17 protein-coding genes, 1 tRNA gene and 1 CRISPR repeat array are annotated in these 25,844 nt (G+C 59.4%); of the genes, 8 read left to right on the plus strand and 10 right to left on the minus strand.

Translation table 11 applies throughout. The annotated features are described in order from the left end of the window. The first annotated feature begins 8 nt into the window (after positions 1 to 8). From SAC06_RS03285 to SAC06_RS03300, 4 genes are all read left to right on the plus strand, one after another. Positions 9 to 965, plus strand: coding sequence for an electron transfer flavoprotein subunit alpha/FixB family protein (locus tag SAC06_RS03285; RefSeq protein ID WP_350258790.1), 957 nt, complete (start codon positions 9 to 11; stop codon positions 963 to 965). Next, complete coding sequence (locus SAC06_RS03290) at positions 965 to 2,113, plus strand: cysteine desulfurase family protein (RefSeq protein ID WP_350258791.1); 1,149 nt, start codon at positions 965 to 967, stop codon at positions 2,111 to 2,113. Before SAC06_RS03285 ends, SAC06_RS03290 begins: the two co-directional genes overlap by 1 nt. After that, positions 2,110 to 3,279 carry a tRNA 2-thiouridine(34) synthase MnmA gene (mnmA, locus tag SAC06_RS03295; protein WP_350258792.1) on the plus strand — a complete coding sequence of 390 codons (1,170 nt, stop codon included), beginning with the start codon at positions 2,110 to 2,112 and terminating at the stop codon, positions 3,277 to 3,279. Before SAC06_RS03290 ends, mnmA begins: the two co-directional genes overlap by 4 nt. Before the next feature lie 53 nt (positions 3,280 to 3,332). Continuing rightward, a tRNA-Leu gene (locus SAC06_RS03300) sits at positions 3,333 to 3,414 on the plus strand. Between the two features lie 1,276 nt (positions 3,415 to 4,690). Here the strand turns inward: SAC06_RS03300 and nhaA are convergent. Then, complete coding sequence (gene nhaA / locus SAC06_RS03305; RefSeq protein WP_350258793.1) at positions 4,691 to 6,010, minus strand: Na+/H+ antiporter NhaA; 1,320 nt, start codon at positions 6,008 to 6,010, stop codon at positions 4,691 to 4,693. Between the two features lie 798 nt (positions 6,011 to 6,808). Here nhaA and SAC06_RS03310 point away from each other — a divergent pair. After that, the gene (locus SAC06_RS03310) at positions 6,809 to 6,997 is read left to right on the plus strand and encodes a hypothetical protein (protein ID WP_350258794.1); all 189 of its coding nucleotides are present in this window, start codon (positions 6,809 to 6,811) and stop codon (positions 6,995 to 6,997) included. A 309-nt stretch (positions 6,998 to 7,306) separates the two neighbouring features. Here the strand turns inward: SAC06_RS03310 and SAC06_RS03315 are convergent, their stop codons facing one another. The 5 genes from SAC06_RS03315 to SAC06_RS03335 all read right to left on the minus strand — a co-directional run bounded on the left by SAC06_RS03315 (position 7,307) and on the right by SAC06_RS03335 (position 10,510). Then, positions 7,307 to 7,885 (minus strand): phage major capsid protein, encoded by a 579-nt coding sequence (locus SAC06_RS03315; protein WP_350258795.1) that lies wholly within the window; start codon positions 7,883 to 7,885, stop codon positions 7,307 to 7,309. A gap of 433 nt (positions 7,886 to 8,318) precedes the next feature. Continuing rightward, positions 8,319 to 8,504: a hypothetical protein gene (locus tag SAC06_RS03320; RefSeq protein ID WP_350258796.1), complete on the minus strand. Its 186-nt coding sequence runs from the start codon at positions 8,502 to 8,504 to the stop codon at positions 8,319 to 8,321. A gap of 267 nt (positions 8,505 to 8,771) precedes the next feature. After that, positions 8,772 to 9,050, minus strand: a complete 279-nt coding sequence (locus tag SAC06_RS03325) for a hypothetical protein (RefSeq protein WP_350258797.1) — start codon at positions 9,048 to 9,050, stop codon at positions 8,772 to 8,774. A gap of 846 nt (positions 9,051 to 9,896) precedes the next feature. Next, positions 9,897 to 10,157: a hypothetical protein gene (locus SAC06_RS03330; protein WP_350258798.1), complete on the minus strand. Its 261-nt coding sequence runs from the start codon at positions 10,155 to 10,157 to the stop codon at positions 9,897 to 9,899. A 164-nt stretch (positions 10,158 to 10,321) separates the two neighbouring features. Then, the gene (locus tag SAC06_RS03335) at positions 10,322 to 10,510 is read right to left on the minus strand and encodes a hypothetical protein (protein WP_350258799.1); all 189 of its coding nucleotides are present in this window, start codon (positions 10,508 to 10,510) and stop codon (positions 10,322 to 10,324) included. 979 nt (positions 10,511 to 11,489) lie between these two features. Between SAC06_RS03335 and SAC06_RS03340 the strand changes: the two genes are divergently transcribed. From SAC06_RS03340 to SAC06_RS03350, 3 genes are all read left to right on the plus strand, one after another. Continuing rightward, on the plus strand, positions 11,490 to 12,128 hold the full coding sequence (locus SAC06_RS03340) for a hypothetical protein (RefSeq protein ID WP_350258800.1): 639 nt from the start codon (positions 11,490 to 11,492) through the stop codon (positions 12,126 to 12,128). 87 nt (positions 12,129 to 12,215) lie between these two features. After that, positions 12,216 to 12,515: a DUF2249 domain-containing protein gene (locus SAC06_RS03345; RefSeq protein ID WP_350258801.1), complete on the plus strand. Its 300-nt coding sequence runs from the start codon at positions 12,216 to 12,218 to the stop codon at positions 12,513 to 12,515. 438 nt (positions 12,516 to 12,953) lie between these two features. After that, complete coding sequence (locus tag SAC06_RS03350; protein ID WP_350258802.1) at positions 12,954 to 13,532, plus strand: NADPH-dependent F420 reductase; 579 nt, start codon at positions 12,954 to 12,956, stop codon at positions 13,530 to 13,532. 532 nt (positions 13,533 to 14,064) lie between these two features. Then, a CRISPR array of direct repeats spans positions 14,065 to 18,838; the repeat unit is 36 nt; unit sequence GCTGGGAATCAGTCGATCCTCCCTTTGATAGACTCG. A 48-nt stretch (positions 18,839 to 18,886) separates the two neighbouring features. Here SAC06_RS03350 and cas2 read toward each other — a convergent pair. The 4 genes from cas2 to SAC06_RS03370 form a co-directional block, all read right to left on the minus strand. Continuing rightward, positions 18,887 to 19,273 (minus strand): CRISPR-associated endonuclease Cas2, encoded by a 387-nt coding sequence (cas2, locus tag SAC06_RS03355; protein ID WP_350258803.1) that lies wholly within the window; start codon positions 19,271 to 19,273, stop codon positions 18,887 to 18,889. Continuing rightward, complete coding sequence (cas1, locus tag SAC06_RS03360; protein WP_350258804.1) at positions 19,200 to 20,117, minus strand: type II CRISPR-associated endonuclease Cas1; 918 nt, start codon at positions 20,115 to 20,117, stop codon at positions 19,200 to 19,202. The genes cas2 and cas1 overlap by 74 nt, the downstream gene beginning before the upstream one ends. A 2-nt stretch (positions 20,118 to 20,119) precedes the next feature. After that, positions 20,120 to 23,449 carry a type II CRISPR RNA-guided endonuclease Cas9 gene (gene cas9, locus SAC06_RS03365; protein ID WP_350258805.1) on the minus strand — a complete coding sequence of 1,110 codons (3,330 nt, stop codon included), beginning with the start codon at positions 23,447 to 23,449 and terminating at the stop codon, positions 20,120 to 20,122. A gap of 582 nt (positions 23,450 to 24,031) precedes the next feature. Continuing rightward, complete coding sequence (locus SAC06_RS03370) at positions 24,032 to 25,843, minus strand: ABC-F family ATP-binding cassette domain-containing protein (RefSeq protein ID WP_350258806.1); 1,812 nt, start codon at positions 25,841 to 25,843, stop codon at positions 24,032 to 24,034. Between the last annotated feature and the right edge of the window lies 1 nt (position 25,844).

Below are 25,844 nucleotides of genomic sequence, written 5' to 3' on the forward strand. Positions count from 1 at the left end.
GAAAGACAGTGGAAAAACCAATCATTGTGGCGGTTGAGCGCGAAGGTGAGCACGGCGGCCTGACCAAAGCTATGGAGCAGGTAATCGGGGCCGCTCACCAGCTGACCACCGGACCGGTCTGGGCCGTCTCCGCTGCCGCCGAACCGGACCTGGCCGACCTGGGTGCGGCCGGAGTCAGCGAAGTCTTCATTCGGGCCGGGGGAGCCGATCCGCGCCTGCCCGCTGCCACCGCCGAACTGGTGGCAGCAGTGATCGACGAGCGCGGACCCGTCGGGGCCGTGATCTTGCCGGGCACCTACTGGGGGAAGGAAACCTGCGGCCACCTGTCGGCGCTGATTGACGGGGCGGCGGCCGTGGATGTGGCCACCGTGGGCGAGGAGGACGGCCAGTTGGTCGCCTCCAAGAGCGTCCTCGGCGGCACCTGGGTGACCCGCTTCAAGTTGGAACGAGGCGTCCCGCTGGTGGCCCTGACCGGCTCGGCCACCTTCCCGCTCGGCGCCACCCCCACCATCTGCCAGCTGACAGCCCTCGCCGTCGCGGCTCGTCCCGAAGTGAGCGCGGTACAGGTGGTCTCAGCCCGGCGCCAGGAGGGAGACGCCTCCGCTCGCCTGGCCGAAGCCGACATTGTCGTGGTGGGCGGGCGCGGCGCCGAAGACAACTTTGAGCTGGTTCACGAGGTGGCCCAGCGACTCGGGGGAGCGGTGGGAGCCACCCGCGTGGCCTGCGACGAGGGTCTGGCCGACCGGGCACTTCAGGTGGGCCAAACCGGCATCACCATCGCCCCGCGCCTCTACCTGGGCCTCGGCGTCTCCGGCGCCATCCACCACACCTGCGGGATGCAGGGCTCCGAGGTGATCGTCGCCGTCTGTGATGACCCGGACGCCCCCATCTTCGAACTGGCCGACTTCGGGATCGTGGGAGACGTGAACGAGGTGGTCCCACAGCTATTGGCGACGCTCACCTGATGCTTACCTACCTGGATCACGCGGCCACCACCCCGATCTCCGACGCGGCGGAAAACGCCTGGCGGGAGGCGGTTGCCCAGCTGCGCGCCACCCCCGGCAACCCGTCGGCGCTCCACGCGGGGGGCCGAGCCGCCAAACGGCTGCTGGAGGATGCCCGTGAACGGGTGGCCCGCTCGCTCGGCGCCGACAAAAACGAGGTGCTGTTCACCTCCGGGGCCACCGAAAGTGACGCGCTCGGCGTGATGGGGGCGGCCCGCGGGGCCAGGCGTCTCGACCCGGCCCGGCGCCGGATCGTCGTCTCCGCCGTCGAACACGACGCGGTCGCCCAGCAGGAGGCGGGCGCCCAGCGCTGCGACTACGACTGGGAGGTGCTGCCGGTTCGACCCGACGGCGTCTCCACCTTCGCGGTGGCCGAACCCGAAACCGTGGCCGTCGCCTCCATGAGCCTGGTTTGCGCCGAAACCGGGGTGATCCAGCCGGTGCGCGAACTGGTGGATGAGATTTCCGGTCGAGCCTGGGTCCACACCGACGCCGCCCAGGCTATCGGCCAGATCCCCGTGTCCTACGCCGACCTGGGGGTGGACCTGCTGACCGTCGGAGGCCACAAGATTGGGGCGCCCGTCGGCGTCGGCGCCCTGGTCGCCTCCCGAGCCGTCACGATCGACACCGACCGGGCCGGAGGCGGGCAGGAACGAAAAATCCGCTCCGGGACCGTCGACGTGGCCGGAGCCTGCGCACTGGCGGCCGCCCTGACCGACGCGGTCGAGTTCGTCTCCGCCCGCGCCCACCACTACGAGAAACTGCGCGAACACCTGCTGGCCGGGCTGCCCCCGGAAGTGCATGCCACCACCACGGCCCCCAGCTCGCCCGCGATCGTGCACCTGAGCCTGCCCACCGCGCACCCGGAAATCCTGCTGCTCAAAATGGACGAGGCCGGGGTGATGGTCTCGGCCGGCTCCGCCTGCCACGCCGGCGTCACCCGGCCGAGCGAAGTGCTGCTGCGAATGGGGCGGAACGAACGCGAAGCCCTCGGGGTGCTGCGGGTTTCCTTCGGCCCCGAAAACACCAAAGCTGAAGTCCACCGGTTCCTACGGGCCCTCCCGGAGGCGCTGGCGGCGGCGCAGAACCTAGATCGGAGAGACCAATGAGAGTACTGGCTGCCCTCTCGGGTGGGGTGGATTCCGCGGTGGCTGCCGCGCTGGCGGTGGAAGCCGGACACGACGTTACCGGCGTGCACATGGCCCTGTCGGCCGAGCCGGCGGCGTGCCGCGTGGGTTCGCGCGGGTGCTGCTCGGTGGAGGACTCCGCCGACGCGGCCCGGGCCGCCGAGATCATCGGGATCCCGTTCTACGTCTGGGACCTGGCCGAAGAGTTCGAACAAACCGTGATCGAAGACTTCGTCCGCGAATACCGGGCCGGGCACACCCCGAACCCCTGCGTCCGCTGCAACGAGTTCGTTAAGTTCCGGGAGCTGGCTGAACGAGCCCAAGCGCTCGGGTTTGACGCCGTCTGCACCGGGCACTACGCCCGTCGGGTCGACGGCCCCGGCGGTCCCGAACTGCACCGGGGCTACGACGAGCTGAAAGACCAGTCCTACGTGCTGGCCATCATGGGTCGCGAAGAACTGTCCCGAGTGGTCCTGCCGCTGGGAGAGGCCCCCAACAAAGCTTGGGTTCGAGCCGAAGCGGAGCGGCGGGGACTCGGCGTGTCCAACAAGCCGGACAGCTACGACATTTGCTTCATCCCGGACGGGGACACCAGCGGCTTCCTGCGCTCCCACCTGGGGGAAGAGCCCGGGCAGATCGTTGACGTCGAGGGCAACGTCCTGGGCGAACATACCGGGTACTACCAGTTCACCGTCGGCCAGCGCAAAGGCCTGCGGATCGAACGCCCGGCGGACGACGGCAAGCCCCGGTACGTGCTGGAAACCCGCCCCGAAACGAACCAGGTGGTGGTGGGGGCGTCCACGCTGCTGAGCGTAGACACGATCTTCGGGATGGATCCCGTTTGGCTGGTCGACGACCTGACCGTGGACGAGGCGGCCACCGCCTCGTTCGGGTCCACCCTGGGTGGGCGGGCCCTGGCTGACGTCGATCCGGCGGTCATTACCGTGCAGACGCGAGCCCACGGGACCCCGGCCGTGGTCACCGAGGTGTCGATGCAGCCCGACGGGCAGGTCCGGGTCCACCTGGCCGAGCCGGTGCGGGCCATCGCGGCCGGGCAGTCGCTGGTCCTCTACCGGGGGACTCAGGTGGTGGGGGAGGCTACCATCACCCGGGCTGTGCGCGAGGCAGCCCAGCCTATTTCGGCCTGAGAGGCCGGTCCGTGTAGAATAATCGCGGCTCCCCGGGGTAACCGGGAGCCTGGGCGCCGATGGCGGAATTGGTAGACGCGCTGGATTTAGGTTCCAGTGCCTGATGGCGTGGGGGTTCAAGTCCCCCTCGGCGCACCGTGATGATGGGGGAGCGGTTTGCGGCTGCCTGGATGCGAAGACAGTACAGCTCGATATGTGAGAGCACTGCCGGTCGTGGGGGTGTTTTCGGGGACTCCCCATCTAGGTAGTGCGTATGCAAGCCCTGATTGCAATAGGGGACTGCCGTGGGTCCTAATGCACTGGGGCTAGACTCCTGAAGAAGTGAGTCTCTGGTCACGATGTAACAATAGGCGCTTTTGCTCGCCCAAATTACGCGGATCAATGAATGTACGCCCAGGCGATCGGTGTCTCTGGGACTCTGATGGACGGTTCGGGTTGTTGGGCCCACGTAGAAAAGCTTGGATGCGTGGGCCAACCCCAGCCAAAAACATTGGGGATCATCGACACTCAAGTCTAGATTCCACTCACAGAAGGTTGCGCAGCATGGCGACACGTTATAGACTATGGAGGTGTCATCGTTGGTCCCTCTGTGAGGAGAAGTCAAATTGGATGGTTGCCTGAGCTGGAGCGTTGCGTTGATGAATAAATCGGCATCTTGCACAGAAAGTGGAATTGATGAGTCAGGGCAGCTGTGTGGCACGGTTGGGTTTGAGGAAGCGGGACCTGTTTGGGTCGCAGACAAACTAACATACCTATCCGGCGTGGATACCTGTCAGACTGAGGTGAGTGCAATTTTCAAATTCCGTTTCGGTCGCCCAAGTTAGGTGGGCAAGTGGTTTAGTGTTCCGGTTGGGCTCAAGTTTTGTAAATCAAGAATCTGTGTATCTAGGTTGTGTGGGTTGCTGAATGGGCCAAAACTGAGCTCTATGATAACGCGGAGCAAGCTTGAAGTATCAGACGAGACGGCATGCAAGTTTGCTTCGTTGAACGATGAGTGCCTGCTCTGATGGAGTCATGCGCTAATTGGGGGCGATAGATGTGTCCGGACTGTGGCCAATGGGCCTAGCGGCTGAGTTTTTAGCTTTTAGTATCTACTGCAGGTAAATTTTGACGCGTGCATCTTTGCTTTTGCTCCGAAAGTATTCAGAATGCTGTCGATGACGGAGTGTCTACACGAGTTGACAGTTCAAAGCTACCGATTGGCGCATGATCACGATTCTAATGTGAGTTGTCACAATAATTTGTCTTCAATGGCGACGTAATTCAGTCATTTTGATCGGGAACTAGTGCTACATGGTATTGTCACTTTGAGGGCGTAAATTCTCGATTACACCTTGAGTGCGGCTGTGATCGATCGTAGATCTTGCTTTGGTATTCGAGACCTCATGGGAGGTTAGACTTCGTGGTGTGACTAATGCTGGTATACGTCCGGAATGCCGTCCTGGTCCGCGTCGACCGCTTCTAGCTCACTGATCTTGCGGTAGCGACGATTCCGGGCAATCAACACAACCGAGGCCAGCAGAGCGGCCAGGACCGACGCGGTCAAAATGGCCACCTTGGCGTGACTGTGCTCCGGGCTGCCAGGCTCGAAGGAAAGCTCAGCCACCAAAAGCGAAACGGTGAAGCCGATCCCCGCCAGCAGGCCGATCCCACCCAGGTCAATCCACTTCAGTGAAGGATCGAGCTTGATCCGGGCCACCTTACTCATCAGCCAGGTCGTGGCGACAATGCCGATCGGCTTGCCCGCCACCAGGGCCACGATGATGGCAAGGGTGAGCGGGTCGGCCATTGCTGAGCCAAAGCCGTCGCCCAGGGAGACTCCGGCGGAGAGGAAAGCGAAGACCGGGACCGCAAAGCCCGCTGAGAGCGGCCGGAACCGATGCTCGAACTGCTCAGCCAGGCCCGGGCCGTCATCGGGATCAGACGAGCGGTGCAGGACCGGGATGGTGAAACCGAGGAGCACCCCGGCGATGGTGGCGTGGATGCCAGAGGCGTGCATGAACGCCCACGCAACCGCACCGATCGGCAGCAGGATCAGCCAAGCGGCCAGGGCATGCGTCCGGAAGAACCGACGGGACAACTGGGCAATCAGGCCGTAGATAACGATGGTGACCAGAGCCAGCAGGAGCGGCACCAGGTTGATTGTCTCCGTGTAGAAGATGGCAATGATGGTGATCGCGATCAGGTCGTCCACTACGGCCAGGGTCAACAGGAAGATCCGGAGCGAACTGGGCAGGTGAGAACCGATGATCGCCAGGACGGCAACGGCGAAGGCAATGTCGGTGGCGGTCGGAATGGCCCACCCGGCGGCCAGGTCGCTGCCGGGGCCAACCATGGTCAAGTAGATGAGGGCAGGGACGGCTACGCCGCCCGCCGCGGCCGCGATCGGGATGATGGCGGTGCGGATTTGGCGCAGGTCCCCGGTCACGAACTCCCGCTTGAGTTCCAAGCCCACCAGGAAGAAGAACACTGCCAGAAGTCCGTCGGCAGCCCAGCCACCCAGGCTCAGGTTCAGATGCCAAGGCTCGTATCCGATGCGGTAGTCGCGAAGGGAAAAGTAAGTGTCGGCCCAGGGGGAGTTGGCCCAGATAATCGCCAGGGCGGCCATCCCGACCAGGAGCAGTCCGCCGACTGACTCCTTCCGGAGGATTTCGCCGATCCGAAGGGCCTCCGGGTAGGTGCCCCGAGGCGGAATCGTGAGCTTTCGACGGGGTGGGGTAGGCGTCGTCATGAGGGACCCTCCAGTTCCTGGGATGGAAAAAGTATTGTCGACCAGACTTCCCGACGCGCCTCTGCCATCCTACCTGCCGGTGCCGACCTGTGACTGTGAGCTGTAACGCCACCTGGGTCGATGGCAGAAGGTGGGCAGCGGTTGGGGTGGTGAGGGCATAAAGGATAAGAGTTCATTCAGCCCGCGAGAATCGGGGCGGGACTGATTCCTGCTGGGGCAATGATGGTCTGGTGTTCATGCAGCGCACTCCCACCAATGCTCGCAGTGAGACGAAGAAAAGACCCTGGTCCAACGCGAGAAGGTACCGGAGTGGTCGGTAGGTGTCGTCAGGCATCTGCTGAAACGAAAACTGAATGAAAACTGGTGGCACTCTTGTTCAAGTTGGCGGTATAATAAGGAATCGTAATTGTGTTCCCCGCTTAAGCGGGGATGATCCCATCGCGTCTGTGGTGGCCTGGGTAGGCAACGTGTGTTCCCCGCGTAAGCGGGGATGATCCGGAAGCTAGGCGCGGAAGAAGTTCTTGAACGGCGTGTTCCCCGCGTACGCGGGGATGATCCTCATGCGCGGCGCGGGGAGAAGTCCCAGTTCGGGCTTGGTTCCGACTACGAGGTTGCCAGAATTATCCGGAGTATCGCCTCCAGCACTGGCGTAAGAATACCCTGTTCAAACTGGTCAAGTACGACAGACAGTTTCAAATTCATTGACGGGCGCGTATTTGTAGTTGGCCACTCAACGGAAGGGCCATGCAATAGCTTCATAGCATTCTCTCTCCTCCCAGACGCTGCTATTATGTAGGTATGGAAACGGTGGCTAACCAAGCATTAGCTGAACAGTTGCGGAGCGCAGTCGCTTCCGTGGCGAGCGAACTCGACCTGGAGTACATCGACGGGATGATAGCGGCCGAGGCTTGGAGTGAAGCCGTTGTGTCCTGTCGAGAAACCGCCCAACTGCACGGGCTGATATTGCCTGACGAGCTTACCGCATAGCGCGAGCCGCCTCCCTCTACCCGCCCCTGTGGCGGGTTTTTTCATGCCCACGGTGGGCGCTTTTGTTTTCCCTGTCCGTCGGGGGTTTCTGGCGGGTGGGCTACACACCCAGCCCTGCAATCTTGGGTGGAGGAAATAGTGAGGTCACATCATGAAAGAGTCTACTGCGCCCGAAATTGGGGGCACTGAAACCGACCCTAAGGACGCCCAGAAAAGTGGGGCTCCTACATGGGCGCCCCAAGTTACACAAGCTGATCTGGATCGGATTATCTCGGATCGGCTAGCCAGGGAGCGTGCGAAATACTCGGACTACGCGGAGCTGAAAGAGAGTGTTTCCCGCGTAAGCGGGGATGATCCTAAGTCGTGGGTGGTGTCTTGGCGGATTCCCGCCACAAACTTCGCCCAGTGAGTGGCGAGCAGTTCTGTGGTGGCGCTATCCCATGCGCCGTTAGGGATCTCATCGAGGGGGAAACCGTACAGCACGCCTGTTTTTGCTTCGGTCATGGGTGAGCCGTAGATGGGCTGGCCGTTCTGATCGCGCAGAGTGCGCAGCCGCCAGGAAGGGACCGGGTGGGACGCGAACCTATTCACTGCGAACCCGTCGACAGAGACCTTTTCTGGCAGGTTCGCCTCGCCAACGCCGAAATCGGTGCCAGTGGCAGCGGTCGCAGTGTTGTCCGCAGCGATAGCGGTGGGAATGATCGCTGTTGGCCATGAGGCGGGCTTGTCCGAGCCAAATAGTGCGGTCTGGTCAACCTTCTTGCCAATCGCTTCAGTCAAGAGGGGGCGCACCTGCTCCCACAGGGCAACGTTCGCATCATCGACAACTGCGTTGGGAGTTGGCACGATGACCGCCAGTTCCTCCGCAGTCATCGAGACACCCTTCAAGGGGCGTTTAGGCCCGGCATCGCCCTTCAGCCAATGCGTATTCGGCAGGGACGCAATAACCAGCTGCTAAGCTTTCTCCAAGGTCATCTGGACCTTGCGGGCACGGGAGGGAATCACCGAAGATGCAGGGGCGATCTGGATGATCTCGTTGATCGTCTGATCCGGTAGGATCGCGTCAGAGACTCGCGCGCTGAATAATGTTGTTTGCAGCCATGCTCATGGCCTCCTATTTCTGTTGAAGCATGTCGCGCAGCCAGTCGGATGCGCCAGGTGTTTGGGTGGGTTGTTTCCCTTTGGTGGAAGCAATCGGCCCTTTAGGCTTGATGAGCTGCTTGAGTTTCACTGTCTGCGCTTCCATTCCCTCCGCATCGCTAGCGGTAATCAGTTCGTGATGTTCCTGGGGTACTGAGTGCTTGGCGATGACACGCAGCCTTTAAGACTCGGTGGCTTTGGCCTCAAGTTCTCGTTTGGCTTTTTTTGCGCGCTCGATCACCTTTTGAATCTCAGACTTGGATGATTCTTCAACCTCGTCATAATTCGCAGCGCACTCCTTCAACTCCTCATCGTCGGCGTGCTGACTGCGTTCCCGAGCCAGGCGAGTCTGCTCGAGCTGGTTCAAGTCTTCTTGGGTCGTGATCGGCTCAGAGGCTGCTTCTTGGCTCTGTCCGGTGGTGGCTTCTCCCGCGGTCGCGGTGTCCGTGTTCGCAGTCGAATCAGACAGGGGTGTTTCCTTTCTCCTAGGGCTCGCGCCCTCGTCGCCCTGGAAAGCGGTCAAGGTTACCGCCGCGAGAGAGCTCGGACAACAAGAACCCGCCAACACTGTGTTGACGGGTGGCCTAAAAGGAAAAGCCCACCAAGAGAGGCGGGTTGGTTGAAACCTACGCGGTTATGTGGCTTGTTTCTGGCGGTGCTGCCTGATCCACCCCAAAGAGCGATCTACTAAGACGGGATCGTGACCGCCTCTATTGATGATCGCCTCGGCTTCATCCAGTAGGTACGGAGGATATGGCACGCCAGAGACAAGGGAGAACTGGAGCATGTCATCGAAAGCCATTGCGATATCGTCTTCGCAATCCAATTCGGAGTTGATTGCGGACTGCGCGCCTGGCGCAAGTTGAGGCAGGAAGTCGCGGCGCATCATCTCAACATACTCACGTAGCTTCATGGCGCACCCACCCTTCCTGGTCCAGCAAGCTTTCATCTAGCGGCATTTCAACCCTACCAGTCGGACCATTGAGATACACGCCTTCTCCGTAGGGAGGGAAAGATGCTCGGAAGGTTTCATAGCTTGGCCCGTAGGCTTGAACTTCAACCATTACTCCGTCAATGATCTTGCGGGCAAGCCGCCTATCTCCCATGACCATGGTTGCGTCGGGGTTAGACCACGCAAGCAGGGAAGGTCGCTCCAGGTCTTCCCGGGACCAGCGTGCCGGGAACTCTGTTTTTTCAAACCAGCCTTTCCCGGGTCGGTCACCACCGTGGAGGAACTTAGTGCCGTCGGTAGCAACCACAATGGTTCCGTCCCAGACTTTGCGCCATTCGTCGGGGCTCCACTGAGGCATTTTGCTGGGTGACGTAGGCCCGCTGGGTGGGACAATTGCGCTGCCACCTGCCCAGGCGAATGCTTTGACCTACTCCCTCGTGCGTTTCCGATGCTCATCAAGGACCTGTTGGGCTGTCACTTGGTGTTCCCCGCGTAAGCGGGGATAATCCTTGGCGGGTCGCACGGTGACAATATGCCGGTCTAGGTGTTCTCTGCGCAGGCACGGATGATCCGGGCCGCTCGGTAATCGTCGAGGGCGAGGCGTTGTCACGCAAACCTGTGGCTGGTTGACCCGAAGTACTCGTTTGCGAAATGGGCGGCGCGCTCATTGGAGGCAGGCGCTTCCGGTAGGGGAAAGCGCCTAACCTCGTGCGACATATGGGCACGGGGAAGCCCACCAGTCGAATCGATTGGTGGGCATGAGAAAACCCCGCACCATTTGGGTACGGGGTTGTGTGAAGGTGAAGGTCAGGCTTTCAGCTCAGCCTGGCCCTCAGCCAGATAATCGTAGTCCTCGAGGTAACAATAGCGATCAGGATGGGTGACGACGTAGAACCGCTCCATCAGATCGTCGGGGACGACGACCTTATGGTCAACAATTGCGCTGACCGCAGTCGTGATATTCGGGCCATCGTGTATGGCCAACTCCTCGAGGAGGCTCACGTCATAGGCTGCCGCCGGTCCGAGTTCACGCAAAAGATCCGTGAGAGCGAGGGTAATCGCGTCCATCTCTGCAAGGCCCTCATCGTACGTATACTTATACACGCAACAATGCTAACACTACAGCTAGCTTGGGTACACACTCGTGACGTAGGTGCCGACCCCCTGTGCTACCCGCGCATGCTTAACGAGCCTAGCTCCGCCAGGGTGGACGGCGTACTAAGCTGCTCTCTTTAGTCGGCCAGTCCCTCAGGCAGCACTAAGCCGTGCTCCTGGGCGGTTTCTCGGCAGAACAAAGCGGCATCACCCCAGGCTTCCGCCGCTATCATCCCGTCGATGTACTCTAGATCGAGGCTGGTTGCTACGGAAGCCACCGCACTCCGCAGCTGCTCAACTAATTCTCTGCTGGCCGTTGTCTTCATCGCTAGATGATACAAGCACCTTTGAAATATTGGAAGGCTTTAGGGGCCCTGCACGGTTTTGATGTGTAGTGCCCAGACGCCTAAATACGTGCCTTAATCTCCTCCTTGCGCTGGATGATCCCGCTTGTCGGGCAGTGAGTTCGGCTGTCAAAATCCCGATGCCCAGGCAGCGTGGAGTGCCTCCTCCGCAGAAATCTCCATGCTTCTCATTCACCTTCAAGATCAACTAGTTCCCGCTGCCCACGACAAACTTGGGGCAAAGGTGAGAGGCTAACTACTCAGCTGCCTCGCGTTTGCCCACTGCCTCAGGGCCCTCATGTCGAGGCTCTGCTTGTTGGTGCCAAAGTCGATGACGTTGAACCATTCCCAGCTATCGATTGCGCCGCGAGGGTATATGCGTGGCGCCCGCGAACTAGGGGACGATCCCTCGGTCTGTCATGCAGGAGCTAGCGTCAACAGTTTTTGCCACGCCTGCGGGGAGTGTTGCCCTGGGGTGGACAGTCGTTTAGCGGGAGGGTTTACAGATGAGAGAGGCGCACCGAGGCGACGGTTGCCTCGTCGATCTGTCACTTCAACCTGCGCTCAGGCTGTTTCTAGCTAGAATTAACCCATTGACCCGATGGCAGGAGGCTCCATGGACGCCAAATCGCCCGAAGAATTGGCGGCGGACCCAAGCACGCCAGCGCGCGTTTTGTACGAACTCGCGATCTCTGATCCGCAGCTGCGCCCCCAGATCGCGGCCCATCCGAACGCATATCAAGGGCTGCTGGATTGGCTCGGCACCTTAGGCGACCCAGCAGTGGACGCTGCGCTGGCTGAGCGTGTGACAGGAGACTATGTTGAGGAGAGCCAAACCACGGACTCTGCGGAGACTCATTCAGCAGCCCCGGCACCGGTGCGCCAGTCGGTCATGCCCAATGGGCCTCGAGCCGTTCCAGCAGTTCAGGTCTCGCCGCCGGTGGCGCCCGCTCCTAGTCCAGTGGAAGAGCCTGAGAGCCACAGCGGGCGAACTCTGATTATCATTCTGCTGAGTTTGCTGGCACTGGCCGCTGTCGCAGCCATCGTGCTGTTGTTCTTGAACCTGGGCCGCTCCGAGGAGACCCCCACCAGTGGGGCACCTGTTGCCACGCCCGCACCGAGTGAGACAACCACTCCCTCGGCCACCCCCACCCCCTCGCCAACTGAGACTCCCACTCCAACACCCAGTCCAACGGCGATCAAATACCCGGCTCCGGCCAATGCGGTTGCTTCTGACTGGTTTATTTCCCCTTCGGGGAACATCGCGTGCCGACTGGGGGACGACTCGGCCACCTGTACCATCTACGAGAACGACTACCAGGCTGTTGGGTTGGCTAACTGTGGAGCAGCCCCAACCACAATTAGCATCACCGAGACTGGTGCTGGTCTGGCCTGCAGCACTCCCTCGGTGGCGCCCGACGGCAGTCAGGGAGTATTGCAGTACAACACGTCTGCAGCTCGGGGCAACGTGGCGTGCACGTCCACCGACATGGGGATGATGTGCTGGAACCAGGTCACGGGTGACTCGTTCGCATTGGCTCGGAGCGGGTGGACCAGTCGTACGAGCGGGCCCATCTCCCCGGACGACTTCGGTTGGTGACTTCGGGTTTATTTATTCACAGAATCACTGTAATAATAGAGGGGTGCCGGAACTCGGCTCCAATCCGATGCAGAAGAGGTACTCCCGATGAGTGAACAAGAACTGAACCTATCCGAGAAGCCCAAGACCGGTGGGTGCGCCTGCGGTGGACATGACACCGTTGACCTGCCACTGCTGGATGTACAGCTGATCCCCCACGAGATCCGCCATGCGACCATCTTTGGTGCTTTGGCGGGGATCCGTCCCGGACGTGGGCTGATCATTCAGGCTACCCACAACCCGGTTCCGCTCCTCCGCCAGCTCGAAGAGATGCAGCCCGGGGTATACGCAGTTGAATACCTGCAGGAGGGTCCGGAAATCTGGCAGATCAAGTTCACGCTGAACTAACTGATCGCTGTCAAGCCGGGCGGGCTCCCCACAAAGGGGGCCCGCCCGGCTTTTCGTTGGTGGCGTAACTGGGGGAGTGAAAGACATGTGTTTGGTGGAGGGAGGCGGCCCCCCGACGACTTTCGGCGCAATTGGGCCGTGTTTGATACCCGTTCCCGTTGGTGATGGGGACACCTCTGTTGGTTGGGCAAAGCTAGTGGGGTGGAAAACCGTCCGGCAGTTCTGCGCGGGGGAGCGAACAGGGCTAGGCTCACCTCACAGAGGCAATTTGGCAGCTGAGCGACAACATAAGCGGACGGTGCCGGAAGCTAGGAAGCACTGATCCGGGCTTTGAAGACTCTGCGAACCGCTGGAGTTCGTTGGGTATGGCCTGGGGCAGACAGCAAGTCCGTGCAATTGAGCCGGCTGCCCCCTAATTGGAGATAGGAAGATTTACATATGACCACAATCGGTTTCGTTGGTGCCGGCAACATTGGTTCGCAGGTTGCACGTCAGGCGGTCAAGCATGGTTACGATGTCGTGTTGAGTAACTCGCGGGGGCCTGAGACGCTTGCCGATTTGGTCGCCGAGTTGGGCGATCATGCGCGGGCGGCCACCACTGCTGAAGCAGCGGAAGCGGGAGATCTGGTAGTGGTAAGCGTGCCTTACGGTGCCATTGAGGCAGTGCCTGCGGCGCCCCTAGCCGGCAAAGTCATTATCGATACTACCAACTACTTCCCTCCTCGTGACGGTAATATTGCTGAGCTTGACGACGAGCGGGAGTCAGAAGCCGGGCGGGTCCAGCGCCACTTTGCGGACTCTCGAGTGGTGAAGACATTTAACCGCATTCTTGCAGCCGAGATCACCAGCACCGCCCGTGACCAGGGAGCGGCTGACCGTCGCGCGTTGACTATCTTTGGCGACGACGCGGAAGCAAAGCAGCTGGTAACTAAGTTTGTTGACTCGATTGGCTTCGACGTTGTAGATGGGGGATCGCTTGATGATAGTCGGAGCGTGCAGCCTAACTCCCAGGGGTAGGTGCGAGCAGGCCGACAGTGATGAGGCTGGGTATCGATTGAGGTGAATGCGACGACGCCTGCAGCCGGATTCCTAAAGTACGTGGTGCGGGCAGGAATGCCATATGTCGTTGTGGTTGGCTCCAAGGGAGGGGTTCTCTGCTCACGCGGGTGCCGCTTTGGGGGTCACAGTGACCATGACTCGGCAAAAGACCGGCCTGTGTAATTGCTTCGAAGAGACCACTGTAAGAGGCCTCCCGAGACTAGCCAAATCCTCGTGTCACGCCACCACAGTGGAGATACTATTGGTGACGACTACCCCTTTCCAGGGCTTTCTCCTGCATCGGCGATGCCATTAGCACTGCAACTAGGACATTGGCGTAGGAAGCAACGATACCCTGTCGAGTGCCCCAGGTTTTCGGTGGACTCCCTGGAATCTTGGCAAGGTCTCCCAACTGGTGCCAGTGTTCAACGGATGCACACTGTCAAAAGCAGGAGCCTGCTATCCGCACTTCTGGTACCCTTGGACAGGCGTGATGGTGTGCGCAGCATGGGCTGGGAATCAGTCGATCCTCCCTTTGATAGACTCGTGGACGAACGGTGGCATTCAGGAAACTGGCTGGGAATCAGTCGATCCTCCCTTTGATAGACTCGGATCCCGGTCATCGATACTGATTTTCGCGCTGGGAATCAGTCGATCCTCCCTTTGAAAGACTCGGGGAACGCTTTAAACCCGGCCATCAGTGGCTGGGATTCAGTCGATCCTCCCTTTGATGGACTCGACACCCAGTGCGCCCAGGCGAGCGGCTTGCTGGGAATCAGTCGATCCTCCCTTTGATAGACTCGCGCTGGTCCTGCGCGCGGTGCACGCGGGGCTGGGAATCAGTCGATCCTCCCTTTGATAGACTCGCAGCTGGATAGTGACAGCCTCACTCACTGCTGGGAATCAGTCGATCCTCCCTTTGATAGACTCGACTCGCAGACAAACTCGTTGAAAACGAGGCTGGGAATCAGTCGATCCTCCCTTTGATAGACTCGTCAGATGCGCGAGGTGACTAACGGGAAGGCTGGGAATCAGTCGATCCTCCCTTTGATAGACTCGTGCACGGCCTTCGCTGGCCATCCGAGGGGCTGGGAATCAGTCGATCCTCCCTTTGATAGACTCGCAGGACAGGTGGTGCCCCCAAAATCCAGGCTGGGAATCAGTCGATCCTCCCTTTGATAGACTCGACGCGCTGGTCGCACATGTGATCGAGCAGCTGGGAATCAGTCGATCCTCCCTTTGATAGACTCGCTCTTCGACAAATGGTGAGCACGACACAGCTGGGAATCAGTCGATCCTCCCTTTGGTAGACTCGTATGGCGCACCGTATTGCCACGGATCACGCTGGGAATCAGTCGATCCTCCCTTTGATAGACTCGATTAGCGGTCGCGACCGAAACGCCTTTAGCTGGGAATCAGTCGATCCTCCCTTTGATAGACTCGGCCGACACCCTGGGTGTGCCCCGCATGGGCTGGGAATCAGTGGATCCTCCCTTTGATTGACTCGCGGACCGCAGGCACACTCGCTGACACGGGCTGGGAATCAGTCGATCCTCCCTTTGATAGACTCGCTAGGCATCAGACGGTTCGACACCGACAAACTGGGAATCAGTCGATCCTCCCTTTGATAGACTCGAAAGGCAAGCAAGCATTGAAGGATGCCTGCTGGGAATCAGTCGATCCTCCCTTTGATAGACTCGCCCTCCGACGAGGCGATCTACAGAATGGGCTGGGAATCAGTCGATCCTCCCTTTGATAGACTCGGTCCCATTCCTCATCCACCCAGAAGCGCGCTGGGAATCAGTCGATCCTCCCTTTGATAGACTCGCACCGCAACCGTGGGGCCGCCAGCATACGCTGGGAATCAGTCGATCCTCCCTTTTATAGACTCGGTGATTGATCGGCCTGGTGTTGGTGTGCGCTGGGAATCAGTCGATCCTCCCTTTGATAGACTCGCCACCACGTCAAAGTCGTCACCGCGCACGCTGGGAATCAGTCGATCCTCCCTTTGATAGACTCGAGTCGGCAATTACTTGGAGTGACGACGCGCTGGGAATCAGTCGATCCTCCCTTTGATAGACTCGATCGCGGGGGCCGGGGCAGGCCCCACCCGCTGGGAATCAGTCGATCCTCCCTTTGATAGACTCGAATCGTCCGTGTGACCGGCTCGTACGGGGCTGGGAATCAGTCGATCCTCCCTTTGATAGACTCGTGCGCCGCGCGTTCAACACATGCTGCGTGCTGGGAATCAGTCGATCCTCCCTTTGATAGACTCGGCTTCCGACGCTGGCGCGCCACACCAGCGCTGGGAATCAGTCGATCCTCCCTTTGATAGACTCGGTCCCGTTCGAGGAGGCGCAGCGGCAGGGCTGGGAATCAGTCGATCCTCTCTTTGATAGACTCGTGTTACTCCGGCGGACGCGGCGGCAACCGCTGGGAATCAGTCGATCCTCCCTTTGATAGACTCGCAGAATGCGCACGTCCTCGACCCGGAAGGCTGGGAATCAGTCGATCCTCCCTTTGATAGACTCGGCTGACTAGTGAACACCGCCTGCCCGGTGCTGGGAATCAGTCGATCCTCCCTTTGATAGACTCGCCGAGCCCCTCGCAGATCCGCCGAACATGCTGGGAATCAGTCGATCCTCCCTTTGATAGACTCGCACACGGCCCGCGAGAACGGCGACTTCGGCTGGGAATCAGTCGATCCTCCCTTTGATAGACTCGTCGATGGGGGTGCGGTTGATCTGCTGGAGCTGGGAATCAGTCGATCCTCCCTTTGATAGACTCGGCCCGCTCCGCCGCCCACACCGCCCAAAGCTGGGAATCAGTCGATCCTCCCTTTGATAGACTCGACCTGCTACGCAGGACTCACCCGGGCATGCTGGGAATCAGTCGATCCTCCCTTTGATAGACTCGCATCCCACGCGGCAGACCAATCCCCCTGGCTGGGAATCAGTCGATCCTCCCTTTGATAGACTCGCGAAGCGATCACCAGCCCGCCCGAGCACGCTGGGAATCAGTCGATCCTCCCTTTGATAGACTCGCCGAGCCCCTCGCAGATCCGCCGAACATGCTGGGAATCAGTCGATCCTCCCTTTGATAGACTCGTCGATGGGGGTGCAGTTGATCTGCTGGAGCTGGGAATCAGTCGATCCTCCCTTTGATAGACTCGGACTGGTTGGCGAGGTTTGTGCCGTGGCGCTGGGAATCAGTCGATCCTCCCTTTGATAGACTCGCCTGTCTCCTGGTTGTGTCTGCTTTTTGGCTGGGAATCAGTCGATCCTCCCTTTGATAGACTCGCCCATGCGGCGGCCAGGCCAATCAGCGCGCTGGGAATCAGTCGATCCTCCCTTTGATAGACTCGACGGATCCCCGAACTCGTCCGGCCCCCCGCTGGGAATCAGTCGATCCTCCCTTTGATAGACTCGCACCGAGGTCGTTCCAGTTGTTGCTCAGGCTGGGAATCAGTCGATCCTCCCTTTGATAGACTCGCACCGAGGTCGTTCCAGTTGTTGCTCAGGCTGGGAATCAGTCGATCCTCCCTTTGATAGACTCGTACGTGGTGCGCGGCAAAGGGAACCCCGGCTGGGAATCAGTCGATCCTCCCTTTGATAGACTCGGGATGAGCCGCTTTGCTACCGGTGCGGGGCTGGGAATCAGTCGATCCTCCCTTTGATAGACTCGGCGAAGTGGCGCACACGGTAGCGCAGGTGCTGGGAATCAGTCGATCCTCCCTTTGATAGACTCGCTCGATGTCATACGCCGCGGAGATCACGGCTGGGAATCAGTCGATCCTCCCTTTGATAGACTCGGTTGGACCCCCGCTATTTTAGGGATTATGCTGGGAATCAGTCGATCCTCCCTTTGATAGACTCGCGGCGTCCGCGCGGCCTTGATCCGCTCTGCTGGGAATCAGTCGATCCTCCCTTTGATAGACTCGCGGACGCGCTCATGGTGTCTAGTGGGGGGCTGGGAATCAGTCGATCCTCCCTTTGATAGACTCGCGGACGCGCTCATGGTGTCTAGTGGGGGGCTGGGAATCAGTCGATCCTCCCTTTGATAGACTCGCAGGGAATCGGCGATCTTTCGGACGGTGGCTGGGAATCAGTCGATCCTCCCTTTGATAGACTCGACCCAAGCGGAACTGCCGGCCTTAACTCGCTGGGAATCAGTCGATCCTCCCTTTGATAGACTCGGTGATTGATCGGCCTGGTGTTGCTGTGCGCTGGGAATCAGTCGATCCTCCCTTTGATAGACTCGAGCCGTGAGAGTAGGGACTAGCCACCCGGCTGGGAATCAGTCGATCCTCCCTTTGATAGACTCGTTGTGGGGACGGGTGTGCGTCCACCTGCGCTGGGAATCAGTCGATCCTCCCTTTGATAGACTCGGTGGGTACTAGTGGGTCGTCTCCGAGGAGCTGGGAATCAGTCGATCCTCCCTTTGATAGACTCGGCTAGGAAGCCCGGCCACGGCCAGGAACGCTGGGAATCAGTCGATCCTCCCTTTGATAGACTCGCGAACGGGTCCGAGGTGACAGCCCACGAGCTGGGAATCAGTCGATCCTCCCTTTGATAGACTCGTGCCGTGGGGCAGACTGAGGGCCGCTTCGCTGGGAATCAGTCGATCCTCCCTTTGATAGACTCGCCCACCGGCCAGCAGGAATCAGCCCCAGGCTGGGAATCAGTCGATCCTCCCTTTGATAGACTCGGACCGCATCATCGGGCTACTACAAGCAGAGCTGGGAATCAGTCGATCCTCCCTTTGATAGACTCGCCCGTTATCCTCACACCGGTACTTCTCCGCTGGGAATCAGTCGATCCTCCCTTTGATAGACTCGCTCGTCGCGTAGTCAGACGATGATCTCGGCTGGGAATCAGTCGATCCTCCCTTTGATAGACTCGCCCCAACCAGCCGGTCACCCTGCCACGTGCTGGGAATCAGTCGATCCTCCCTTTGATAGACTCGCCGGCCCGCCTCCGTGTTCTGATCGAGGGCTGGGAATCAGTCGATCCTCCCTTTGATAGACTCGTGGTCCTTGGAGTTGTATGAGCAGGCCAGCTGGGAATCAGTCGATCCTCCCTTTGATAGACTCGCGTCACGTCCCTGCTGTCACTCCTGGCTGCTGGGAATCAGTCGATCCTCCCTTTGATAGACTCGATTTCGCGAACACACGATCTGGCGAGTAGCTGGGAATCAGTCGATCCTCCCTTTGATAGACTCGTCTGCGGGCACGTCTTCCAGACGGAAAAGCTGGGAATCAGTCGATCCTCCCTTTGATAGACTCGAGGGGAGGAGTTTTTCCTTGCTGGTGTAAGGCAAACTGCCAGTCAGAGTCAGAAAAAAGCAAGCTGTTGTGGCGTTTCCTCAGGCGGGACTGACTCTGCGGCCACAAATCTGAAAGCAGTAGCCCATTGACGATCGGTGATGTGGACGATGCGAACTTCTCCACCATCTGGTAGGGCGCGCTTGATGCGATTAATTGTCCCGTGGTTGTTGGTCCCAGTAGGTAGATACCTGGTGTATACGGAGAACTGGAGCATAGTATACCCAGAATCAAGCAGAAGCTTCCTGAACTGGGATGCTTGCCGTCGTTGCTCTTTGGTTGCGACCGGAAGATCGAACATAACAATTGACCACATCGGATCGTCACTCATTGCAGGTCGCCAGACCCAGGTTTCCACCCCAATAATTGACATTAACTCTGGCAACGTCGCCCTCATAATAACGGCCAACCGCCTGAGCTAGTCTTTCAAACTCAGCTGCGACCGATAGTCCCGTGGATGTGAACTGACGGTCAATAGAGCTCACCAGTAATCGTTTGACGCCTGGAGCTTCAGGACTAGATCCTCCGGGTAGTCCAGCAGTAATCTGGTCAACGACTGGTCGAAAAGGCTCGATCAGATCGTCCACTAGGTTGAACGCATTTGATCTACCTCGGTGGAAGACACCTATTGTGGGGCTCAAACCAGCTGAAAACACAGCACGAATCCCAACTCCACGAAGAATAGCGTAGCCATAGTCCAGACACGCGTTTGCACCTTCTCCCGAGCCAGGCTGTCTGGCGAAGGATTGGTCTGCATAAAGACATTCCCAGTAAAGTCGCGCTGCTTGGGCTTCGAGATTACCCGGGTCCCCCGACCTGACTTGTCTAGCCAGGTTTTCGAGGGTAGGTGCCCCTCTTCGCTCCAATGCCTTCAAGACATTAGCTTGGCCGCGTATCTTTGCTTTGACAATGCTTGCCCAAAGGGCCTTTTTCTTGGGCTGTGAGGCAGCTACCTGTGCCGCAGTGCGTGCACCAACACGAGTGTGTTTGCCCCAAGTATGCAAAGCTGAGACTGGGATGCGCCGCCAGTCTGTGACCAATACAGCCACATCGTTGTTCGCGAGCAAGTGGAGGACTCCGGTAGAAAGTTGGGTGCTTGGCCCAACCAACAGCACTGCCAACTCCGCGACCGGCAGATAAGTTGGTTGCCTATCGGCAGCTTCAACCAGAATCTGTCCACGTAGTGAGCGAATTGAGCATTGTAGATCAGAACAGTCAGCAACCCTCCACTGCAACGCCATTGCTATCGTTCTGCCGTCCACCCGGTGGGGAGGCCCGAGTCCGGTATCAACCTTGGGGCGCCAAGGGTAGTCCTTCGGATGACTTTGGCCTCGGCGTCGTGAAAGACAATACTCACTGCCGGAGACCAGCCAGGACGATCTAGAATCTTCGTCACACTGTCCAAGAGCGCCTCGTCAATCCTTCCAATGTCCAGGTTGGCCAGCCCTTCAGCGGAAAGGGCAATTGGACGAAGTCGCAGCCTGGACTCAGTGTAGTACCCATCGATGCTCCATCGACTAACCTCCGGGAACACCTCAAGGAACTGCCCGACCTGGCCTGTCTTGAACGATGACATGTCCAGCTCCAGCTCATCTCCAATGGTGATCCAGTTGATGTACTCGGCTGTACCATTCCTGATTGCATCTCTGATCCGCTTTTCAGTCCACCGCATGGAGACGGACTGAGGGGGAAGCTCCACAGAAAAGAGGTCCTCATGTTGATGCTTCAGCAAATCCACTGTGTAAACGCGGACCATGCCATAGATCGGCTTGCTCTTGCCGGGGACCCGATAGATTCGGGCGTGATGGATAGCAGAACCCAGTTCGGCAGAACCACCACGAACCGCAATTGAAGCAGCCTTTACCCCAAAGATGCCGATCGTATCCAGCGGACCGAACCGGCGTCCATTTACGACAATCGATCGCTCTGGATCTGCGGGGAGACCGTCCTTCGGGTCAAAGTCCGCCAGACGCGTCAGTGCACACCACAGGGCTGGGGTTGACGCCCGGTCTACCTCTGCTGCGGTGAACTCGCCGGAAAGAACCTTGTGAACCAGCGGCCGGATGGTGTCCTCGTGAGCAGCACTGTTTCCCAGCCGCAGCCGTAGTGGCTGAATGATCGGAATCTGGTCTTCGGACAAAGCGAGGTTGAACAGTTCGCTCGCGATCATCATCTCGTCGAGCCAGTGTGCGTACTTGGCCCGAGCGGCAGGGGAGGACCCGTCGAATGACTTCCAGGTCTCCGCACTTCTCACGGCGCGCTCTGAGTTTCTAAGGTTGATCCTCTCAGCAAGTGTCTTCGCGATGCTGGGATTCACTAGAGCGATTGTGAGTGCGTCCATGGCATGGTGTCGACGGTCAAGCCGTGTCTTTCCTCGTCCGCCGATTAGGTTGACTCGCCCTTCGAAACCAGACGCTTTGCGGGCTTCAGCAGTAATCAATCCCTGATACACCGCCACAGATGTTTCCCCGCCTGTGTTCTTGTAGTGGTGCTTGATTCTCAGGTGCAGCTCGTTTGCCATCCAGGCCACTGACTCGATCGATCGGTTGTCGATGTCCGGGTCTTCCTCAGTCTTGGTGAGCCGCGCAATCACTTCAGAAGTAAAGCGCTTCTTGTCCTTGGCGGTCATTCCAGCATCTGCGTTCCAGTGCTTTACGCGTGCAATTGCCTCGTCCACTGATACGCCGGGAATTGAGGCTTTCGCAGCCCAGACAGCAAATGGCAGTTTGCCTTTAGCGTGGTTGCATCGACGACAGGTTGCAACGAGGTTGTTCCTAGTGTTCGTTGATCCTACGCCCTTGCGTGGGACAATATGATCCATCTCTGCATCGGTGTACCCTATCGGGCTACCGCAGTAGACGCACTGGCTGTTCTGTCGCTGAATCGCCAGATATCGGTTCAGGTCCGATCGGCGACCTTTGCCAATGTTCCCCATGTCCTCGATCATCTGGTCGTAGATTTCGAGGTTACGTTTGTACCGACGGTTGTTTTCATAGTCGAGTTTGCGAGCCGCGGCCACGCTTCCCAATGCATTTCTGACATGCTCGATATTGACAGACTCTGGAGTGCCCCATTTCTGCTCCACCGCGCGCAACCACCGCGCGACCTGCTTGGTTACCCGGTCAACAGCAGGGTTTCCCACTGGCATGTCGATCGGGTCGGCTGGGGGAACCCAGTCCGATGAAACTCCAAATACTGCCATGCGAGCTTCGGTCAGGTCGGCTCCGGTCTCTAGCATGTACGCTGACAAACGGCGCATGGAGTCCTCGGAGTAGGCCCCCCTTCCGGCCGGTAAAGCCAGTCCTGAGAGCTTCTCTATATCGACATCGGACAGTGTCTGGATCAAACTGTTGATCTCGTCTAGGACTTCCTCTGACTCAGGTTCGTAACCTGAGTTTGCCAACTCATTGATCAGAGCGCTTCGGGACAGTGAGTCAGCTGATTGCCACCAGTTGACAATCGGCTTGACTTTGCATTGGCGGATCCGCATGTCGGTGGTGTTGGTTGGGGGGAAGCTCGACGGGCGCTCACCATCGGGTCCCATCGCAGCTGTCCCCTTGAGGTGCTTCCGATCAATCCCAATCACCGCGGATACATCAGCCCAAGTAATTCTTTCTCCGACGGGGACTTCCCGCATTAGGTACCGGATAATCGAGCTTTGCTCATCGGTAGTCAAGCGGCGTTCTCCCTGACCTGGGTCTACTACTCTGAGATTCGCTACTACCGTGACAATCCGAAACTCTTGGAATGCTTCCGACGCTTTAGTTGCTCGTAGCAGGTGCTCTTGCCCTGGCAGTGCGTCTTTCCCGACTCGCCCAAGTGCGCTTCCCTTTGGCGACTGTGCTTGAAAGACGTGATCAATCATTTCCCGCACAAGGTCGTCTGACAGGCCCTGTGTCCTGGCGATTTGTCGAAGTTCATTGGCGTTGTCGGACTGCATCAGCTTGCCGCCGAGGAGTCCCTCCGGCCCTCGCAGTTTGATCAAGGGGTTGAGTTGGAGCTTCACGACCAACTCGGCCGGAGTCTCGTCGTCATAGGTTTCTCGGCCGGTCAGCGTGCCCACTCTCTCGCGAAAAGCAACCATTTGAGGGGAAGGATCAACCTGGTGATAGAGAGTCCGTACCTGGGCATAGGGGTTTCGCCAGCCACGATGCCGCGCCATATGACGCAATGCGATTGAGAGATTGCGTCCCAGTTCGATTGGGTTATCCACAGGATGCTGTGCCAGTTCAGCTCGGATCAGCCAAGGAAGGTAGGGGTCCTTCTCGTCCTCCAGGTTGACCAAGGGCCACCCTTGAGACACAATCCAGTTGTCTAGGTCCCGGAGTCGGTTCTTTCGGCGTCGAAACATCCGGCGCGTTCGACGTTTTACTCCAGCGACAGCCAAGCGAGTGGTTGCGGACTTCTGCGAGCCAGGGTCCACGCCGGCATCATGCACGAAGACGACGGAGTTCAGCAATTTGATGGGGTAGCCAGCATCATCCATTTGGACTGCGCAAAACCCAGTTGAGTTCAGGCCGACGTCGATGCCCACCCGATAACGAAACTGATTCTCAATATCCTGTTCAATCATAGGGGCATCATCTCAAACACTCGCACAGATTTCAGGAACTTGAGTGTACTTCTCGAAAAATGAACTGGGTGGCGGTGCCAACGGCACCACCACCCAGCGGAGAATTCGAGTGCACTATCGAGGTGCACCTTACTGAGAATCAGTCACTCATAGGCTAACGCATGCTCGTAACGCTGTCAATGGTTTTGGACAACCGGCGGCTGTTGTTCCGTACCCCAGCAGGTGGTTGGAAATCAGCAGGGGGTTGACGCGCAGGCACTCTAGCCTTGTTAGAATTGCCCCCGGCACATTTTGCCCGCCGATCGGCGTTGAGACAGTCATATGCGTACTTGGCTCAGCCAATGGTCAAAGAGCAACACGCTAGTACACAACCTTCACATATGCCGTGGTTTGCTTACCAATCTCGTTTGACTTGCTGAGGAAATGACACAAAACAAGCAATCGGAGGTCCTGTTCTGAGATCTGCCGGTCAAGGACACAGAAGGAGACAGGGAAGCTTGGATGCTATGGCTTTGGCCTCTGCCGGCAATGGCAAGAGAAACAGCAGTGCCGCCGACCGAAACGACCCCACCCACCCCGACCTCATTCCAGCGAGTTGCTCAGTTCCAACCACCTGGACTCAAGGTCATCAACCTCGTCTTCTTTGGCGCGCAGTTTAGCGGTCAAGTCACTCAACCCCGAGTAGTCGCTCTGGTCGTGAGCTGCCATCTGCTCATGCACCTTTGCAATCTCCCCGCTGATCCGGGCTAGCTTTCGTTCGATCGCCGCCAGTTCCTTCTCAAGGGCCCGCCGCTCGGCCCCGGACAGCCCGGACATGGCCAGCCCCGACTCAGCCAGCCCGGACACGGCCGGACCCGACCCAACGCTCGACTCAGGCAGCCCGGACCCGCCACCGGCCGCACTCAGCGCCAAGTACTCGTCGACCCCACCGGGCAGGTGCCGCAACGTCCCGTCCAGGATCGCATACTGCTGATCCGTCACCCGCTCCACCAGGTACCGGTCGTGCGACACGACGATCAGGGTCCCGGGCCAGGAGTCCAGCAGGTCCTCCATCGCGGTCAGCATCTCGTGGTCCACGTCGTTGGTGGGCTCGTCCAATATCAGCACGTTCGGCTGCGACAGCAGGATCAGTAGCAACTGCAGGCGCCGCTTCTGCCCACCGGACAGCTCGCCGACGTAGGCGGACAGGTGTGCGGTTGAGAATCCCAGCCGCTCCAGCAGTTGGGCGGGGGTCAGCTCCTTGCCGTCGACTTCGAACGACGTCTTGGTCCGGGCCAGCACTTCCCGCACCCGGTCCTCCGCAATGTCCTCCAACGCGCGGAACCGCTGGTCCAGCACCGCCAGCTTGACGGTTTTGCCGTGTCGAACCAGCCCGCTGGTGGGGGAGAGGTCCCCTTCGATTAGGCGCAGCAGAGTCGATTTGCCGGCCCCGTTGGCGCCCAGGATGGCGGACCGCTCGCCGGGGGCAATGCGCCAGGTGATGTCGCTTAGAATGGGGTTGTCGCCGTAGCTGAAACTGACGTCCAGCAGGACCACGACTCGTTTCCCGAGGCGTGCGGTGGCCAACTGTGACAGTTGCACCGAGTCCCGCAGCGGGGGAACGTCACTGATGAGGGCGCTGGCCGCGTCGAGGCGGAACTTGGGTTTGCTGGTTCGCGCGGGGGCACCCCGGCGCAGCCAGGCCAGTTCTTTGCGCAGCAGGTTTTGCCGTTTGGCTTCCTTCACCGCAGCTTGGCGGTCGCGCTCCACCCGCTGCAGCACGTAGGCGGCGTAGCCTCCTTCGAAGGGCTCGACAATCCCGTCGTGCACCTCCCAGGTGGCGTTGGAGACCTCGTCCAGGAACCAGCGGTCGTGGGTGACGACCAGCAGCCCGCCTTTGCCCGGAGCCCAACGCTGCTGCAAATGGCGTGCCAGCCAGGCGATGGCCTGCAGGTCCAGGTGGTTGGTGGGCTCGTCCAGAATCAGCAGGTCCCACTCTTGAACCAGGAGCGAAGCCAGCGCCACGCGCCGCACCTGCCCTCCCGAGAGTTCGCCCACCCGGCTCTCCCAGGGCAGGTCAGCTACCAGCCCCGCGATGATCTCCCGGATCCGGCTTTCGCCCGCCCACTCGTGCTCAGCGAGGTCACCCACCACCGCCTCGCGCACCGTCACCTCGGGGGGAAATTGGTCTGCCTGCCCCAGGTAGCCAACCCGCAGGTCCCCGCGCGGGATCACCTGACCCCGGTCGGGCTCCAAGTCCCCGGCCAGCAGGCGCAACAGGGTCGTCTTGCCGTCCCCGTTGCGCCCCACAATCCCGATTCGGTCACCTTCGGAGATTCCCAGGGTGACGTCGGTGAAGATGGTTGTGGTCGGATATTCGAGGTGGAGTTTTTCGGCTCCTAGTAGATGTGCCACC

This window comes from Scrofimicrobium sp. R131 (assembly GCF_040256745.1).
GTDB classification, from domain to species: domain Bacteria; phylum Actinomycetota; class Actinomycetes; order Actinomycetales; family Actinomycetaceae; genus Scrofimicrobium; species Scrofimicrobium appendicitidis.